The 17,526-nt window shown below is 49.3% G+C and carries 16 protein-coding genes; 5 read left to right on the top strand and 11 right to left on the bottom strand.

All coding sequences use genetic code 11. From position 1 onward, the window contains the following. The first annotated feature begins 345 nt into the window (after nucleotides 1–345). The 3 genes from ACHZA2_RS02795 (at nucleotide 346) to ACHZA2_RS02785 (ending at nucleotide 2,521) form a co-directional block, all read left to right on the top strand. Nucleotides 346–897 (top strand): CD3072 family TudS-related putative desulfidase, encoded by a 552-nt coding sequence (locus ACHZA2_RS02795; protein WP_319540309.1) that lies wholly within the window; start codon nucleotides 346–348, stop codon nucleotides 895–897. Between the two features lie 178 nt (nucleotides 898–1,075). Further along, nucleotides 1,076–1,855: an ABC transporter substrate-binding protein gene (locus tag ACHZA2_RS02790; RefSeq protein WP_319578452.1), complete on the top strand. Its 780-nt coding sequence runs from the start codon at nucleotides 1,076–1,078 to the stop codon at nucleotides 1,853–1,855. Then, nucleotides 1,856–2,521 carry an amino acid ABC transporter permease gene (locus tag ACHZA2_RS02785; RefSeq protein WP_319540311.1) on the top strand — a complete coding sequence of 222 codons (666 nt, stop codon included), beginning with the start codon at nucleotides 1,856–1,858 and terminating at the stop codon, nucleotides 2,519–2,521. A 73-nt stretch (nucleotides 2,522–2,594) separates the two neighbouring features. Here ACHZA2_RS02785 and ACHZA2_RS02780 read toward each other — a convergent pair whose 3' ends face one another. The 8 genes from ACHZA2_RS02780 to ACHZA2_RS02745 form a co-directional block, all read right to left on the bottom strand. After that, entirely contained in the window at nucleotides 2,595–3,395 is an 801-nt protein-coding gene (locus ACHZA2_RS02780; RefSeq protein ID WP_319578451.1) for a 4Fe-4S binding protein, read from the bottom strand. Next, nucleotides 3,392–3,892 (bottom strand): FHA domain-containing protein, encoded by a 501-nt coding sequence (locus tag ACHZA2_RS02775; protein WP_319578450.1) that lies wholly within the window; start codon nucleotides 3,890–3,892, stop codon nucleotides 3,392–3,394. The genes ACHZA2_RS02780 and ACHZA2_RS02775 overlap by 4 nt, the downstream gene beginning before the upstream one ends. A 168-nt stretch (nucleotides 3,893–4,060) precedes the next feature. Continuing rightward, nucleotides 4,061–7,480, bottom strand: coding sequence for a tetratricopeptide repeat protein (locus ACHZA2_RS02770; protein ID WP_319578449.1), 3,420 nt, complete (start codon nucleotides 7,478–7,480; stop codon nucleotides 4,061–4,063). Then, nucleotides 7,477–8,286, bottom strand: a complete 810-nt coding sequence (locus tag ACHZA2_RS02765; RefSeq protein ID WP_319578448.1) for a PP2C family serine/threonine-protein phosphatase — start codon at nucleotides 8,284–8,286, stop codon at nucleotides 7,477–7,479. Before ACHZA2_RS02765 ends, ACHZA2_RS02770 begins: the two co-directional genes overlap by 4 nt. A 115-nt stretch (nucleotides 8,287–8,401) precedes the next feature. Further along, nucleotides 8,402–10,225, bottom strand: a complete 1,824-nt coding sequence (locus ACHZA2_RS02760; RefSeq protein ID WP_319578447.1) for a glycosyltransferase family 39 protein — start codon at nucleotides 10,223–10,225, stop codon at nucleotides 8,402–8,404. Then, on the bottom strand, nucleotides 10,222–11,109 hold the full coding sequence (locus ACHZA2_RS02755; RefSeq protein ID WP_319578446.1) for a DUF1616 domain-containing protein: 888 nt from the start codon (nucleotides 11,107–11,109) through the stop codon (nucleotides 10,222–10,224). The genes ACHZA2_RS02760 and ACHZA2_RS02755 overlap by 4 nt, the downstream gene beginning before the upstream one ends. Nucleotides 11,110–11,226: 117 nt before the next feature. Then, nucleotides 11,227–12,732, bottom strand: a complete 1,506-nt coding sequence (gene ppcA, locus ACHZA2_RS02750) for a phosphoenolpyruvate carboxylase (protein WP_319578445.1) — start codon at nucleotides 12,730–12,732, stop codon at nucleotides 11,227–11,229. A gap of 83 nt (nucleotides 12,733–12,815) precedes the next feature. Beyond that, on the bottom strand, nucleotides 12,816–13,712 hold the full coding sequence (locus ACHZA2_RS02745; protein WP_394698467.1) for a V4R domain-containing protein: 897 nt from the start codon (nucleotides 13,710–13,712) through the stop codon (nucleotides 12,816–12,818). 40 nt (nucleotides 13,713–13,752) lie between these two features. On the opposite strand from ACHZA2_RS02745, the gene ACHZA2_RS02740 reads away from it, so the two are divergent. After that, nucleotides 13,753–14,970 carry an FprA family A-type flavoprotein gene (locus ACHZA2_RS02740; RefSeq protein ID WP_319578443.1) on the top strand — a complete coding sequence of 406 codons (1,218 nt, stop codon included), beginning with the start codon at nucleotides 13,753–13,755 and terminating at the stop codon, nucleotides 14,968–14,970. Nucleotides 14,971–15,230: 260 nt separating this feature from the next. Here the strand turns inward: ACHZA2_RS02740 and ACHZA2_RS02735 are convergent, their stop codons facing one another. From ACHZA2_RS02735 to ACHZA2_RS02725, 3 genes are all read right to left on the bottom strand, one after another. Then, on the bottom strand, nucleotides 15,231–15,404 hold the full coding sequence (locus ACHZA2_RS02735) for a hypothetical protein (RefSeq protein WP_319578442.1): 174 nt from the start codon (nucleotides 15,402–15,404) through the stop codon (nucleotides 15,231–15,233). 165 nt (nucleotides 15,405–15,569) lie between these two features. Continuing rightward, nucleotides 15,570–16,091, bottom strand: coding sequence for a zinc ribbon domain-containing protein (locus ACHZA2_RS02730; RefSeq protein WP_319578441.1), 522 nt, complete (start codon nucleotides 16,089–16,091; stop codon nucleotides 15,570–15,572). Between the two features lie 45 nt (nucleotides 16,092–16,136). Continuing rightward, entirely contained in the window at nucleotides 16,137–16,604 is a 468-nt protein-coding gene (locus tag ACHZA2_RS02725; RefSeq protein WP_394698635.1) for a VOC family protein, read from the bottom strand. Nucleotides 16,605–16,942: 338 nt separating this feature from the next. Here ACHZA2_RS02725 and ACHZA2_RS02720 point away from each other — a divergent pair, with 338 nt between their 5' ends. Further along, complete coding sequence (locus ACHZA2_RS02720; protein WP_319540324.1) at nucleotides 16,943–17,506, top strand: YqhA family protein; 564 nt, start codon at nucleotides 16,943–16,945, stop codon at nucleotides 17,504–17,506. The last annotated feature ends 20 nt before the right edge of the window (nucleotides 17,507–17,526 follow it).

Below are 17,526 nucleotides of genomic sequence, written 5' to 3'. Positions count from 1 at the left end.
GGACAGAGGCATTCTCTTCTCCTTCTCTGAAATGCATACACAATTCCATGGCAGAGACCACTCTCATCAACCCCTATAGGTTACGTATTATCAGATGATAACGAGAAATTTATCGGAATGGTGAGTTGTTAGTAGGCCGTATTTATAAGCGTTTGCTACATCGGATTACGGTTGAATTATCAGTCAGGAATGAAAAAAGTCAATGTCAAATCCATTGGTTAACCGGTAATCTCCGGTATGTCATGATATTTTGCAGATTCAATCGCTGAGAAGCTAAATGATATCATGTTCTACCATGTATCAGCCATTTTTTTACCTCTGTGAACTGAACACCATGGGGTGAATATGAACCAGGGAAAAAAGATCATACTTCTGGCCCATTGCCTCCTGAATGTTAATGCAAAAGTCGGAGGGCTTGCCAGGTATCCTGGTGTGCATCAGGAACTTGTCTCCTCTATTATTCAGAAAGGGTATGGTCTCATCCAGTTACCCTGCCCTGAAATCGGATATTTTGGTATACGAAGGTGGGGGCAGGTTGTAGAACAGATGGACATTCCAGCATATCGCAGGCATTGCAGGGATCTTCTGCGGCCCATCGTCGATCAGATTGAAGACTATATTAAAAACGGGTACGAGTTTTTTGGCGTGATAGGGGTTGATAAGAGCCCGAGTTGTGGAGTCCATCAGACCTGTTCTTCAGATCAGTACTGCGGCGAGATCTCGTGTATCACAAATCTCAAAAAACTAACGGAATCGCTCATCTATCCTCAAGGACAAGGAATATTTATTGAAGAGTTTCAATCGCTTTTAGGTGACGTTGGAGTCTCGATCCCTTTCTATGGGATAGATGAAGAAAGTAATGACATTCCTGCTCCTATTCTGTCATTACTATCCTGATACATGAAGACTGGTACGATATTTCACCGAATAAGCGTTGTGCGGTCTCGAATTACTGCCTAATTTTTTACAGACTCTTTATTCAAATACTCCTCCAATCGACGTATATTATCTCTCCGGTTGGGTCTCTCAAAAAACGGCATTTGTGCCTGAAACCGGATAGAGGGAATAAATACGAATGAAATTTCTTCGCTGTCTGATAATCGCTCTCTGCGTTGCATTGTTCACCGGATGCGTATTTGCAGAGGAATCATCTGGTGCTTTCCAGAAAGACCTGAAAGAGAATGGGAAACTTGTTGTTGGCCTCTGTGCTCAGTATCCTCCATTCGAGTCGGTCAATGATAAGACCGGTGCAATCGAGGGGTTTGATGCAGATCTTGCCAGGGCTCTTGGAAAAGAGATAGGACTCAATGTTACTATTGTTGATGCCCAGTGGCAGGCATTGCTCGGAGGTCTTGAAAAAGGCGATTATGACGTGCTTGTCACTGCCATGTCAAAACAGGAGGCATCAGCAGGAAATGTGGGCATGAGTGATCCATACTACAACCTGAGCGAGATCATCCTTGTCAGATCTGATGATGATTCCATCAAGTCTCCTGCAGATTTAACCGGTAAGGTCGTCGGTGTCCAGTCGTCCACAGGGGCTGAACAGCAGGTTGACAAGCTTACCGGACTCAAAGAGGTCAAGCGGTATGACTACAACAATGATGCTTTCATTGACCTTACAAACAAGCGTATAGACGCAGTTGTTGTCGGATATGCATATGCAGCAACAGAGGCCAAAAATAAGGAAGGGCTCAAGGTCATCAATACACCGGTAGGCGAACCTTCAGAACTGGTGATGATAACCGCAAAGAAGTCTGATTCACTGTTGAATGAGTTGAATAAGGCTCTAGATACCATCAAGCAGGATGGAACGTACCAGAAGATCGTTGACAAGTGGTTGAACCTTTCGTAAATGATGGACTTTCAGTCCGATCTTATCGGAAGGAATCTTCCGCTCCTTTTTAGTGCTACCATCACCACAATTGCAATAACTCTTGCTGCCTTTGCTGTTGCCTTACTCATCGCGATCGGCGTTGGCATGGTACGGAGGTACTATCAACAGGGGATTGTTTCTGTTATCCTTTGTATTTATATCGAGATATTTCGGGGAACACCCCTTCTCGTTCAGTTATTCTTTATCTATTACGGACTTCCCTCTGTTGGAATAATACTGGACGCCTTCACAGCAGGCGTTATCGGACTTGCATTAAACTGCGGTGCGTATATGTCTGAAACGATTCGTGCAGCTATGACATCAGTAAGCAGAGGACAGGAGGAGGCAGCGTACTCACTAGGATTTTCCCGATTTCAGACGATCAGATATATCGTCTTTCCACAGGCTATAAGGGTTGCAATCCCCCCGATGATGAACTCATTCTCATCGCTTCTCAAGGATAGCTCGCTTGTGTCGGTAATCTCTATAACAGAACTGACAAGGGTTGGAAATCTGATATACTCCCGGACTTCACGACCGTTTGAGATTTATCTGATTCTCGGAATCTTTTATTTCGTGATGACATTCTCGGTTACCCTGATATCCAGATATCTAGAGAAACGGAGTTCCCGATGGGTCAGGTAACCAACTTTTTAAAATTATCAATTCTTTTACAGATTATCCGGGATACTCGCCCGGAGGAATTCAAGGGGTCATTTCATCTCCCCCCGTACATTCTGACATGCTCCCATCCCTTCTGAAGATCTGAATCTGATCCTGGCTCATAGATCCCGGCATCTTCCCGGTGAAACATCCTCCGATCCTCTCCAACCGGGCAGACCTTGATGCAGATTCCACATGGCGATATATGCCTCTTGTTCAGAGCTGCACTCTGGGCCGTGCATGCCGCCTTGTCTGTCAAAGCCCTGGGATACTCGCCCTCCTCAAGTGCAGATGCCGGGCAGAGGCTGACACACCGGTTGCAGTGTATACAGAGTTCATCCTCAATGAGAGGACCTGATGGGATTCTGGCAGTTGTGAAGATCGATCCGAACCTGATCCTCGGCCCGAACTCCCGTGTGAGCACCATGTTATTCACCCCGAACCTGCCAAGGCCTGCCAGCACTGCGGCATGCCGGTGAGAGAAGAATGCAACCGGGTTATGTATTAGAACCTCGATGCTCCCGTATCCGTCTCTTGGAACGAAGACCGAGGGGAATCCTGCCTGTGTGAGGATGGAGGCGAGCCGGACAGTGTACTGGTCGAGGAGCGAGTTGATGGTCTTGTAGAGTTCGTGGTACCAGATCGAAGGAGAGGTCTCAAGCGCAAAAAGAACAACCGGGAGCCCGATAACGATGACCGTCTCCGTCTCTGGCAGAATATAATCCGGGGAAAATTCAGGCGGGACCCAGGGCTCAAAGAGGGGCTCTTTCCACCTGCCTGCTGCTGCATACCCGACAAGAGGGATATTCTCCTCTGAACAGAATGAACTGACAATCTCTTTTGGATTCACGCTCATCCAGTCTGAACTGTAAAGGTGCAGACCGAGGAGATGGAGAGGGTATCATCAACCCGAATCTCATACCACTTCTCCGGGACGAGTTTTGTCCCGTTGATGTACGTCCCGTTGGTTGAGTTCTCATCCTTTATCAGCCACTTGCCGTTCATATACTTGAACGTTGCATGATGACGTGATACTGAACTGAACTGGTTCAGGATCCTGCCACCTATCGAGTCTCTTCCTATAATGTCTCCGTTGTGGATGGTGATGATCTGACCGGGTCCCATCACAAGGAGAAGCGGGGCTACCTCACGGATGGTCTTGTCCTGATCAAATACCGGTTTATCCATGAACCTGATATGCGACTGCCTCCTCTGTGCAGGAGTTACTGCCTGTCCCGGAGGTTTTGCAGGCACCGGCCGTTTCCTGGAGAGATCTGAAAAACACCGCTGGCATATCATCTCGGTAGCCGGGTTTGCCATCCCGCAAACATCACAAATCTTCTTCAGTGTCATGGTGCTGAATAAATTGCATATCCCTGAATATTCTTCCCGTTTTCCCATCCACGGAAATCGTAGCATCCATCAGATGATGCAGCTGGTAAGTAATACTTCATCTCATCAGTATTGAGCATTGTGCTCTGCCTCATTCTGACAAATGCTGATTGGTCTGTATGGGGAGGATCATGATGGATCAGATCCCGGCACCTGATACCATGGATCAATCCGTTTTATCATCTGCAGAGTCTCCCGTGCCTTTTCCAGCTGGTTCATCCTGGAGAGTGCCAGGTAATGATGGTACAGAATAAGGGGGTCCCTGCCAGTATTAGCTTTTACCGCCTGTGAACTGAGATCCAGGGCAGTCTCTGGATCATCAATATGACTGAAGTACATTCCTGCACACTGGTCCAGGAAGTAGGCCATCTTTGAAAACCGGCTCATACCCTGCAGAAAGATTCCTGATCCCTTCTCCTTCTCTCCGATCAGAACATACACGGCAGCAAGGTTAGTCCGGTATGCAGGCTGCATCTTCTGTGTATCTGCTGCCTCCCTGAAGGCAGCCCGGGCACCATCATAGTCTCCGAGAAGAGCAGCGATTATTCCCTTTCTGTTCCTGATTGAAGAATCATCTGCCCCGAGTGAGAGAGCACGGTCGTACCATTCTGATGCCTTCATCAGACGCTCAACCTGGCTGGCAGAGATATCTTCAGGCTCCCAGAGGTCCAGGTAGAGGGGACTTGTCCGCCATTTGAGCGGGTTTCCTGTAATTTCTCCGGCATCTTTCGGTGATCCATACCGCAGATCTTCTGCAAGTCTCAAAGCATCACCGTACTGAATGCAGAGATCTGCCGATCTTCTCCCGCCTGCGGCTGCCCGTTTCAATGACTCACCTGAAAGTGCGAAAAATCCAAGTGACAAAAGTATCTTTCCCTGTTTCTCCCATACAAGCAGGTTATCAGGATCCTTCTCCAGAATCTCCCTGATGCAGCGGAGAGCAGGCCCGAACTCCTTTGCAGCGATATGGGCATCAGCCTTTATCCTTATGGTCCACAGGTCACCAGGCCCGAGTTCTAGTGCTTTGTCAAGGTATTTTATCGCCTCGCGGATCTTTCCGGCAATCAACAGAAGATAGGCCTTGAGGCGGAATGCCTGGGGATCGGTCGTACCCTGTTCAAGCAGGGGCTTTAGTGACTCTTCTGCCTCGTTGTTCTGTTTGAGTTTGATCTGACAGCGTGCAATACAGATCCTGACTGTAGAGTCTTTCGGTGAGAGCGTGAGGTACCGCCTGTATGCTTCTGTCGCTTCACTGATTCTTCCGATGGCAAAGAGTGCATCAGCCTTTTTGATCAGTAACTCCGGGTTATCTGGATTACTGGTAAGCGCTTCGTCGCAGATATCAAGAACCTGGATATGATTCTTCTGTGAACCGGTGAGCTTCATCAGCCCGTGGAGCAGTCCGGGGTGATCCTTCTCGATTGCAAGCCCTTTTTGGAATGCCTGCCTGGCATCCTCGATACGCCCTGCAGCCGTATGGAACCCGCCAAGGATCTGCCAGACCTCGGGATCCTGTGACGACTGGACGGTTGGATGGGTGAGGAAGAACTCTGCTTCCTTCACCCGACCCATCTTTGACAATGCAATCCCCCGCATCGCATAACCCAGGGCCGGTGACTCGTGTATCTCGATGAGCCGCTCGGCAACGGAAACCACGAGAGGAAGTGTTTCTTCATTCTCCAAAGCTGAGAACTGACTCTGCCAGAAACCTGAACTCTCTCTCCAGGGGTCTGATGAGAGAGAGTAGAGGTTCTTCTCATAATCCATCCTCATCCGCTTGTAAAGTTTGAACCTGAGTATCCCTTTCTTCCTGCTAAAGAGCAGGCTGATTACCCTGATGTCAGCCGATGCAGCCTTTTTCAGGCAGGGTGAGACGAACTCGGAGAGTCCTGCATCTTCCGCTGCTGCTGCAAGTGCGACAAGAAGATCGGGCTCAATCGATTCTGACTGAAGAGCATGTCTGCAGGCTGTCATTAATTCCTCCTGAACCCGCATTGAGTCGGCATCGTACCCGTGCCTGAGGAAGAGATCCCTGATCTCTGCTATTCTGAGGACTGCTTTTGTATCCCATTCTTTAGGGATTCCAAGTTCCTCCCGTTCTTTCAGAACGCTAAGAAACTCATATAACTGTCGCTTCTCATCGGTTCCCCGGGGGTTTGATGAGATCCAGGCAAACATCCGGGAGATCTGCGATGCCTCATCAGGGCTTTCTGCGATCTCTGAAAAGGTCCTGTAGATTCGGTTGAGTTCACCTGAAAAGAGCATCGAGATGATCCTTTTCTCGCGTTCATCGTTCTGGTGGCTGATGTACCGGTCCAGATATCCTGCAATGCTTAAGACGTCCAGGAGTTTTCCAAGAAATGTGAACGGGACAGACGGGTTAAAATGAGCAGCGAGGTAGAGGAGCCGTTCATCCTCGTCAGGGTACTGCTCGGCATACTTCTCGATCTCAACTGCCTGGCCATACTGTTCTATCTTCTCAAGCCAGCGATTAAGGTATCCACGTCCGATGTGACGCTTGGCATCTTCCCATGACTCGGGATCGCTGATCAGGGCGTACCAGAGATCCTGCAGGCTTGCATACTGCTCACCTCTGAACTCGTACAGATCTTTATCCCTGCCTGCAGAGAGTTCAACCTCATAAAAGACAGGGATGTTCTGCCTGCCGGCAATCCATGCAGAGACCTCTTTGTATCCCCATCGCCTGCGTGGGTTCCTGGTCAGAAGCCCTTTCAATAGTATCGCGGTCTTATGCGGGATATCTGCCGGAATCTGGATTCCTCTCGTTGAGAGGGTGGCAAGAATGACATTATGGTTCATCCCTTCGAAGGGATGTCTGTGCATGATTATCTCAAGTGCCATAACCCCGAGAGCCCAGTAGTCAGCCTCTTTTCCGACCACGTTTCCGAGCTGTTCTGGTGCCCAGTACATCGGGGTCCCTTTCGTGGTCGTGATCTGCCGTGAGAACTCCTCCTGTAGCAGCGTTGATATCCCGAAGTCGATGAGGATCAGGTTCAGCGGTCGCAGGCTTCTGATCAGGATGTTTGAAGGTTTCAGGTCGAGATGAAGGATTCCTGAACCGTGAAGGGACTCAAGCCCTTCAACGATCTCTTCGATGATGGTCCTGAACTGGACCATCCCGATGCTGTGATCCCTGATAAGGTCCTTGAGCGATCCGTTTCCCGCATACTCCTGGATCTCGTACCATCGTTTGGTAACCTGGTCAAACCCGTGCGAATAAATTCTTATCAGGTGCCGGGGATTCTGCCGTGAGATCCCGGCGACTTTTTCGAGAATATCACGTTTCGGCTCGATCCCGAGCCGGTAGTGTTTAAGAACCCCGTATCCTGTGTCATTGTGAATGAGCCAGATGTCAGCCTCCCCGCCTGCAGCAGGAAACTGTCTGATCAGACGGTATCCCTGGAATTCACCACTAATCGGCTTTGGCTCGGTATACTCAACGATATTCCGGGCTCCGGTGTCTCCTCTCCGTGTGTCAGGGATGGTACTCTCTCTGATGGTGGGGGGATCGCCAGGTTGCGGATTCATGCCGGTGATATCTGAATGAGGATTGCAGAGATGTTATCTGAGGCCTTCCTGGCTACTGCTGCTCCCATGAGTTTTTCACAAAATTCAATTCCTTTGAACCGCTGGTAGATGAGTTCGAGTTCATCATGCGAAAAGCACCCCCATATACCGTCACAACAGATAAAGAAGATGTCAGAATCTTTGACCTGAATTTCTGTGGTGAAGAGTTTAATCGAGTCCGGGTTTCCATCACCAGACACCGAGGAGGTGACCACGTTTCTCTTCGGATGGAACCGCATCTCCTCCTCGGTGATGATGCCCTCCTCATACAGGCTCTGGACAACCGAGTGGTCCCGGGTTATTTGTTCAAAGTAGGTGCCGTTGATCCTGTATACCCTGCAGTCTCCTGCGTTAAACACGATGGCTGAGTCCCCCCTGATGCAGATCCCGGCAAGGGTGCATCCCAGGTCAGCTGCCTCCGGGTGCTCCTGCACATACTGTTCCAGGGCTTCTTTTCCCTCTGAAAGGGCTGAGGAAAGCGAATCAGTGTCTGTGATCAGGGTTGCGTTATCCCTGAGTGCTGAAAGGACAAGGTTGCTTGCCACCTCTCCCTTCTCTGCTCCACCGATTCCGTCTGCAATGCAGCATGTGATATCGGGTCCTACAGTCTGGTGAGAGAGTGGTTTCTCCATCGATCTGTCTGATATGAGTAAACCATCAAGGAGGAGACTGTCCTCGTTGTTGGATCTCATCCCCCCGTTGTTGGTGAAAAAAGAGAGATCGATCCTGTTGTACTTCGCTGGTTTACCATTCCGCTCTGACATCATCCCCACCTACCTGTGAACATTCGCACTAGACCCTGTAGCAGTACAGATATCTATTGCTTGACGTATTGCATGGCAGAGGCATAAAGGTATCAAGGGGTGATGATCCTATTCAGAGTCAGTTTTGACCTGAACCCCGGTTTCTGTATAAAACAGCATCACCGTTATCGTACATTCTGACCGACTGATCATCCATCATCTGACGTTCACCGGCGGTTACCGGATGGGGTACCTGAGTGATCCACTCAACAAAATTTGCATATGTGTCCATCCGTGAGGTGAGCAGCCAGTACTCATACCTGGAATTGGGTGATGGTCTCTCTACCGGTTCTTTTACACTGCTTTCCTGGGTATTCAGCCACCGTGCAACAGAGAATGCATACCTGTCTGATGTCAGGATTCCGTTTGTCTTCTCGTTTCCAAACCATTCGACGGCCTGGATCTCTGTTTCAGGATGAGATATCACCAGGCTCCGGTTGTCATACCAGATAGTCCCCTTCTCAAACGACGTTCCCATCATGACGATGGATGGAAAGGTTGTAGTGAGCATGAAGAGGAAGATGATGGTAACCCCGAGTTGCCACTGCCTGTCTGTGCGGAATAACCTGATGATTCCTGCTCCTGCCATCAGGGCAACAGGAGGCCAGAGATATCCCAGAAACCTGAGTGGATCGATCTGGCTGTTCCACAGGAGTTCAATTCCCGGTATGGCCCGTGTGAGACCGATACCCAGCAATATCAGGGGAACGGCAGCAAAAAGCAGAAGAGGAAAACGCTTTGATGTAAGAAACTCCGGTACTCCTATGAGGGCCAGTATCAGAATGAGGACACCTGCAAAAATCATCGGAACCGGGTATCTGACCGCAAGAAATGAGTATCCTGCAAGGGATGTGACCAGAAGAACCACTCCTCCGATCGCGATAAAAAAACCTCCCACCTGGAGGATCCATACCCGTTTTGATACCCAGTGCATCAGATAGCGAAGTGGTCTTGTAACTCCCGGGCAGATGGACGGGAGGTATGCAAAGCAGATAAAAAGCAGGAATAAGCCTATGACCTGAACAATCCCAGGTATGCTGTGGAAGGGTGTAATCTTGTTTATGTCATGAATAAAGGAGATATATATGAAACTGAGTCTGTATCTCCACCATGTCAGCATAACCAGAAGTGAAAATCCGAGGATCAGACAGATGATCCCTGCCTCTCTCTTAATTCTGGCATCTGATCTGAAGAGGTAGATCTCTGCCAGGGTCATAACCGGGAATATGACCGAGAACATGAACGCAGACTGGTGATGGGCAAGGATGAGCCCTGATATCATGCAGAACGAGAGCAATATGTCTGACACCCGTCCGGTTCTCACTGCCCGGTGGGAAAAGTATATTGATAAAAGGAAGAACGGGATTCCAAGCGCCTCTCTGACGCCCTGCGACGCCCAGTGCAGGTAAGGAATGCTTGAGAGGTAGATGAGTGAGGCTGTAAGTGCAGTTGTCCGATCAGTGTATTCGCGGCCTATGAAGTACAGGATTGAGACCGAGAGTGATCCTACAAGGGGTACAATCATCTTCTGTGCAAGCATTGGGTGGATGGATAAAAACCCGGAAAATGCTGATACTATTACCGGGAAAACCGGCTGCTGAAGACGATATCCTGCAGCTGCAGTCGATCCCTGGACAATCACCTCCCATACCGATTCATAATCCTGCCAGGGATCACCCCAGGTTAGGTACGGAAATCTGAACACAAGGACGAGGGTTGTCGTTGCTGCAACTGTGACAAGGCAGAACCCCGGCCTCTGGCTGTTTGTGCAGAACCAGACCGCCAGTCCGATGAAGATCAGAGATATCGGAGCAAGAGATGGATACGCCCGTGAGAGGAGCAGGATAAGTGCCGCTGCTATACAACTTGCAAAGCAGAGAAGAAGAGTAGTTCTGTCGTTCATAGTATTCTGATACCTTCTGACACACTCCGGTACGGGGTTGTATTCTGGTTCTCTCCCCTGAAGAGATCGTACCTGATCCTGACTGTTTCACCCGGAGTTCCCGAAACCTGATCGATGGTGACCAGGAACTCTGCCTTCTCCCCTTCTGCAAGCCCAAGTGTCCTCGAATTAACAGTCCTGTTCTGTACAGATGTCGTCAGGATAAATGTGGTATATCCTTTCTCCTGGCTGTGAATCCCAATGATGCTGGTGAATTTTTCTCCTGCATGGACTGATGACGGGTAATCTTCTGCTGTCCCATTTGCATTGAGCAGCCATACCTCCGTGACCTCTCTGGGCTCTGTGGCTGATAAAATCCATGCTGCTGCACCACAAAACAGAAGTATTAACGCAGCCGCTGCAAGAATGGGCGGTATCCGGCTCTTCAAACCAGACCCCGCTTCGATGAAGAACTCGGGTATCGTCGTCCTGTCTGACCGTGAGAAGACCACGATAAGGGCCATCAGCACAAAAAACGTAGAGTAAAGCAGGATAATTGATGTGAAGAACGGAGTTACCTGCGGCACAGGTGAATCAGAGAATGCATCTTTTCCTGAGAATTCACAGGCCAGGGCACTGAGCGTGAGAAAGGTTATGCTGCTGAGGATGCTTCCGATCACCGTCACAACCCTCTCGCCCGAGGCAGTGTATGGAAACAGGATCGTCATCACTGCGTATCCTGAAAGCCAGAACCCGCAGAGTAATCCCGCGACCGGAGCAGCCGGATACAGGGCAGGGGTGATGATCCCAAGAAGACCGAGAAGGCATATGATCATGCCTGAAAACAGGATGAGTTCAGGAATTCTGAAGAGAGAATCAGTTCTGAACGTCTCCGTATTGATCATTGTCGGTATGGTATATGCTTGAAAACGGTTTAAACATAAAGAATTCTTACAGACCTGAAAAGAATTACAGCCCTCCCTTTAGGGCTTCTTAATAATTGGAACATGAAGAAAAGTTCCTTATCCAAGGAACTTTCTGATGTGTCCTGCCTGCAGGATGAGATCGGTGAAACTCTCCATCTGGCACGCAGCAAGCCCTTTCTCTATCCTGCGTGCGATCTCCTGGTGCTCCGGGTCAGGTCTTATCGGAACGATCTCTTCTACAGCCTGGGCGACTCCCTGTGGGAGGAAGACAGAATCAGGGTTGAGGAACCGTACCGCATCAGCCATATCTGACTCGAAATTGACATACGTACTCTTCAGAAATGCGATATCATCGGGTGTGAGTGCATTCATGCCAAGGATCTCAGGTGGTATCCCAATCGAGTACAGGGCAGCAGTCACGGTGATGGCACGGGGCAGTGATACCTCGCCCATACTTCTTGAGTACCCGAAGAGCCCTATATGCAGTTTTCTCTTCCGCCGACCGGGAATGTGTCCTGCTATCCGGTTGATCATCGGTGCAAGTGCAATGATCTGCTTCTGGTACTCTGCCGAGTACCGGTCAAGGAGTATGAGTGACTCTTCCTCATCGATATATGTTGCAGGTTCAATGCTTCGCTCCTCCAGGAACCTGATACCTTCTGCTGCTTCGCTCAGTGGGTAGTCATACTTGAATGCAGACTGTATGGTGAAGGTGTAGGCTCCGGGGTACTCCTGCACAACCCGCTGTACCGTGTCTGGTCTCAGGTTTCCCCTGAACGGTGCCGATCCTGCCCCGATAATCGGACAGATCGGAACCCCGGTCTCGTCAGATAGTTTAGACAGATTCCAGAGTGCTATTTTGTTCAGCAGGATTGCTCCAATCTGGCCATAGTTGACAGCGGGATCAGAACGTGCCAAAAACACACGTTGGTACGGGAGATTTTTGTCCTGCATGTATCTTCTGACGATAGAAGCAGCATTGAGCATCCCGTCCCTGTCTTCAAAGAGCGGGATGACATTGATCCGGTCAGGATGAAATGAGCCTATCCAGTCTGCAATGGTGCTGTCCCTTCCGCCAAGCCGCTGATGCTGCTGCCCGACCACGAAATCCCGGTAATACTGGTATATGTTGTCGATCGATGAATACGAGGTGGTCATCGGGAGGATGACCTCGAAGATCGGTGGTGTCTCATCCCCGTAGAAGAGGGATGCAATGTCGTAGGATCTTGGGATTGACCCGAGTGTCTCAAGCAGGATCTTCGCCTCTGCCCGTTCGAACTCGGGGTTCGGAACTCTCAGGGTAAGGAGCCTGTTCTTTCCGAGCTGGTTCTTGTGGAAGTACTCAGGGTAACGGGAGAGGAGCTTTTTGACAACAAAGTTGTCGACTTCCTTTCCTTCACAATCCCACATCTGCTCGCGACAGCCGAGGTGGGAGAAGATGTAAAACGCCTCCCGGACCTCATCTTCACCGCTCAGTTCCGGGTTAGCTGCAAAGAACGGGGTGGTGACGTTGTCGGGATGCTGCGTGCTCATCGTTCGCGGAATGTCATGAGTCAGATTAGTCTGATGATTACTGGTAGTGGTTGTGGTAGTTCCCGTCATAATGGACCCCCAATAAACGCCATGAAGCCCGGCAAATTTTAGAAAAGAGCAGCAGAACAGATGATCTGCAGAAAGAATACGGTTTATTGTACCCCTTCAGGGGTAATAACACTTCCCAAATTTTCCACCTGTTCATGGACATTATCCTCCTGCCCTGGCTGTTCACGCCTGGTTATGACAAAGGTGCAGTGATCAAAACCCGAGGAGTAGCATTCCACCTCGACAACCTCGGGTCTGTCCTGGAACTCTTCTGAGAAGATGGATGAGAGAACACCGATGTCAAAGGCACATGATCCATGCCCGGTCACAGGCAACTCCTGGCATTCAAAACAGCCTTCAACCTTCAGGGTGAGCGGTTCATCAGAGATGAGGGTTATTTTTCCAAGTCCGTATGACTGCCAGAACGTATCCATCTTCCCGACTTTTCCGGCAATTGTCTGATCAGCAACCAGCGGGGCAAGTGCTCTTCCGATCCGTTTCCCTGACCTGTGGAGGATAGGATCGATATTCATTCCAAGGTTCATCGCCTCGGTTCTGAAGACCCGGAGCGTGTAACTGAAGAAGGATGCGATGTCTCCTTCGGTGAAGGGAAGTCTCCCTTCCTCTTCATGGATGTGCCTCTGGGCTGTCTTGCGATCTGTGTTCGTGAGCCGTCCGATGGGCTCTGATATCATGGAGAGGAGTCTTCTCCGGTGGTCATCGGGATCAGGTCGCGACCTGATGAGGCCTGCGGTCTCAAGGTCACGAAGGTGCACTGATATCGTTGATTTCGCTTTGCCTGTTCGTGAGACGATCTCATCGAACGAGATCTCACCCTCTGAAATTATTCTGATAATACGCCGCTTGATCAGGCTGTCTATCGCGACAACACTCGTCTTTGTTGAGTAGAGGGTGACCTCACCCTCAGGTTCATGGTTCTCAATGACACCAGCCAGGTTCACATACAGATATTTGATCGCAACCTTTATACTCGTTCGCATGTAATAGAATGTTCGCAGTAATACGAATGGAGAATCAATCATGAAAGCTGAAGCATACAAGATCGCTGATGGTGTATACTGGGTCGGAACTCTTGACTGGGACCTCAGAACCTACCACGGATACACACTGGACGGAACCTCGTACAACTGTTTCCTCCTCTTCGGCGAGAAGACCGTTCTCATCGACAACGTCTATCCGGGTCAGACCGCACAGATGTGGGGACGGATAGCTGATGCATGTGCCCGTGAAGGAAAAGATCTTAAGATCGATGTCATCGTGCAGAACCATGTCGAGAAGGATCACTCCGGCGGGCTTGTGGAGGTTCACAAACGCTTCCCGAATGCACCGATCTATTGTACTGAGATCTGCCAGAATGGGCTTATCCGGCACTACCCGGCTCTCAAGGACGCAACATACAAGAATGTCAAGACCGGAGAGACCCTTGACATCGGGGGCAAGACCCTTGCCTTTGTAGAAGCTCCCCTGCTTCACTGGCCTGACTCTATGTTCACCCTCTATGCTGAAGACGGGATTCTCTTCCCGAACGATGCGTTCGGTCAGCATCTCTGCTTTGCAGAAAGACTTGACACCGATATTCCTGAGTACATCCTGATGGATGCAGCCCAGAAGTTCTATGCAAACCTGATAGTCCCGCTCACCCCGCTCTTCCTCAAGAAGGCAACCGAGCTGACCAACCTTGACCTGCTCAGCAAGGTGAAGATGATCGCCCCGTCACACGGTCAGATCTGGACTGATCCCTCGAAGATCATCAGTGCGTATGTTGGCTGGGCTACCGGTGCCGGGATGAAGAAGAAGGTCACCATCATCTACGACACGATGCACGGCTCGACCAAGATGCTCGGTCATGCCCTTGCCGAAGGAGCAATGGCTGGTGGATGTGATGTGAAGGTTTTCAACCTTCATGAGGACGAACGCTCTGAGATCGTCAAGCATATCCTTGAGTCAAAGGCTATCATGGTCGGGATTCCAACGATCAATGACATGCCGTACCCGAGCATCGGTGATCTATTGTACTACCTTAAGGGTCTGCACTTTAACCGGACCGGCGAGCGGTTTGCCCTGACCTTCGGGTCAATGGGTGGAAAGGGCGGAGCGATTAAGATGGTTGCAGAAGAACTCAAGACCGCAGGATTCACCGTTGTTGATGGCATGGAGGTCCTCTATGTGCCTGATGAGAGTGAACTGGATAAGGCCTTTGCAGCAGGTAAGGAGATAGCAAAGAAGGTCACTGCCTGATCCTAAATTCCTCCGATATACGTGGACTGCCATGTCCTGATATACCACCAGATAAACCTGATCAAACACTCACATTTCAGGCCTCCCGACTGTCGGGAGGTCGCCCCCCGCTCTTTTGAAGTCTTTATCTCAGCCTGTGCAGAGATATCTGGGTGAATCCGTGTCTGACTCTACGTGGCTTTGTTCGCTGCACCCGTTCCTCCGTTAGATAACAGTTGTGCTGACCTAATTACCAGACACAAAAATTCCTGATGTCTTCGTTAAAACCGGTAGATTGGAGAGAGTTTACAATCCTTGTTGACAACTTCACCAATATGCTGCCAGTAGAGCGGATTGATCTTGTTAACCGGCTTATTCTGGTCAAAAGAGTTGACTTTTGTAGCAGAACAGGAATCTCTGTTCTCATTCGCGTCTGGGGTTGAGACGAGGTTCACTTCATTCTAATGGATACCTATGCTCCCTATGGTATCGCTTGGATCATCCACAAAACCCGTTCCTCTACGCTCTTGGATAGGATCTGGTTTACAGTGAAGTTGAACTCCGTGTTTCTACCACAAAAAAAGTATTTTATTAACGTCCGCTCAAAAAAAGGGATTGAGTTACTGCCATCTGGGGAGAGTACTGGTGAACTGGCTTACCATCTGTTCTGCTTTTTCAACAGGCATACCATTCTGAGCTGCAAACATCGCGGCATACTTCTGTATCATGGTCTCTTTGGTAAGTTCCGGTTCAGTAAAAGCTCCTTTCTGATAACAGTATGTACAGTACCGGGTGCTCGGTGTTCCGTCCTTCTCGGTTCCTGCATCCTGGTCTGAAACGAGGTGCATTCCACAGCTCTCGCATGTTGGGATGACTCTACCGCTCCAGCGGACCAGGTTCTGAATCTGTGTCCTGCTCAGCTCCTTTGCCTTGTCAAGGGGCATCTCAAACATCTGTGAGATGATTGCCCCTGCCTTCTCTGCCATCTGGTCTACTGTTGAATCAGGCTCAGTAAATTTTCCGTTCTGGTAGCAGTAGGTACAGTACTGTGCCGAGGGTGTTCCATCCGCTTCGGTGCCCAAATCAGCAGGTGAAGCAAATGGCATTCCACAGCTCTGGCAGACTCCGTTTATTGTGCTCATAGTATCGTCTGGGTTTTTAATAGTGAAATCTTCTTCGTTATGGTTTTACTGTGACAGTTCCTGGGTCAGAACCGCCCTGATGATCTCAATCGGCATAAAGGTCAGGTCAGCAACCTCTTCAGGTGTGTGTCCCTCCCGTGCAATTCTTCTGATCACCTCTTCCATGGACTCTCCAACTTCGATCAGATTCTCGTCAGGATCAAAGAACCGCACAGTCCTCTGCTGCCAGGGAGTCTTCTCGATCGGGTGAAGAAGTTTTACCCCTCGGCTGGTGATCCTGCTGAAGAATTCATCGATCTCATCTGTTTCAAAGTAGATCTCTTGAGCGGGCCTCTCTGGTGGTTTTGAAATCTCTGCTCCTTTGTACAGGAGCCCTGATGCAAACGCCCGGTCCCAGAGTGATATTCCTCCAATGAAGGTTGTTAGCCCCTCGATCTCAAGTTCTATGGTAAGATCAAAGAGTTCCTGGTAAAATGTGCGGCTGATCTGCATGTCCCTGCAGATTAAAACCACTGAATGGTACTTGATCACGATTATTCCTCTTGATGAACCTGGCTTTAGATCCGGTTCCTGCAGAGAGTCTTACTGTTTGGTATAAATAGGTTTGATAAACAGTGCGAAAGTGATAGTATGTTTTATTAATTGTCGTATATATTTTACAAATACCGTCCTTATATCATTTCGTTACATACATGCCATTTTTTATGTATCCACATCTTACCACCGGGCTATGAGGTGGATCAATTTTTCACTCTGTCTGACCTGCCCACCGGGTTGGATTTTTACTGGAAAAAAAGAGACCGATATCACAAACCTTAACTCCCTTCTCTCCAAGAATTTTCAGGACAATCATGATTAAAGGTATTAATCAGCATCTTGAGAAGGATTTTGAATCCAGGGTTCTGAACCCAATCGAGTACTGGCTCTGGAAGTTCAGGTACATCACCCTTCTGGCAGTTTTCTTCTGCGGTTTTGCATCCATTGCACTCTTCATCATGGGAACACTGGAGATCCTGACCCCTGTAAAGGAGATAATCCTCACTGCTCCGGGAATCATCACAAATCACGAGATGATAAGCAACGAGGATATTTTAAAGGATTTTATCGGTGCACTCGATCTCTACCTGATCGCGGTCTTCTTCCTGATCTTCAGTTTTGGTCTGTATGAACTGATCATCTCCAAGATTGACATCGCCCGTGACTCTGCTGACGATGTGGATCATCCGCTTCTACAGATAACCTCGCTTGATGAACTGAAGAGCAAGATCATCAAGGTCATCATCATCATCCTCATCGTTGCGTTCTTCAAAAATGTCATCTCAATGAAGATGGTTGTCGTATCAGATGCTCTTATGCTTGCCCTCGCAATTCTTGCACTCTGCATCGGCTCGTATTTCCTGACAAAAGGGCATTGATTAGAAAACTTTTTTTCTAC

It is taken from the genome of uncultured Methanospirillum sp., from assembly GCF_963668415.2.
Classification (GTDB): domain Archaea; phylum Halobacteriota; class Methanomicrobia; order Methanomicrobiales; family Methanospirillaceae; genus Methanospirillum.
Note: the sequence above shows the minus strand (reverse complement) of the source record. Positions and strands in the feature narration are given on the sequence as shown.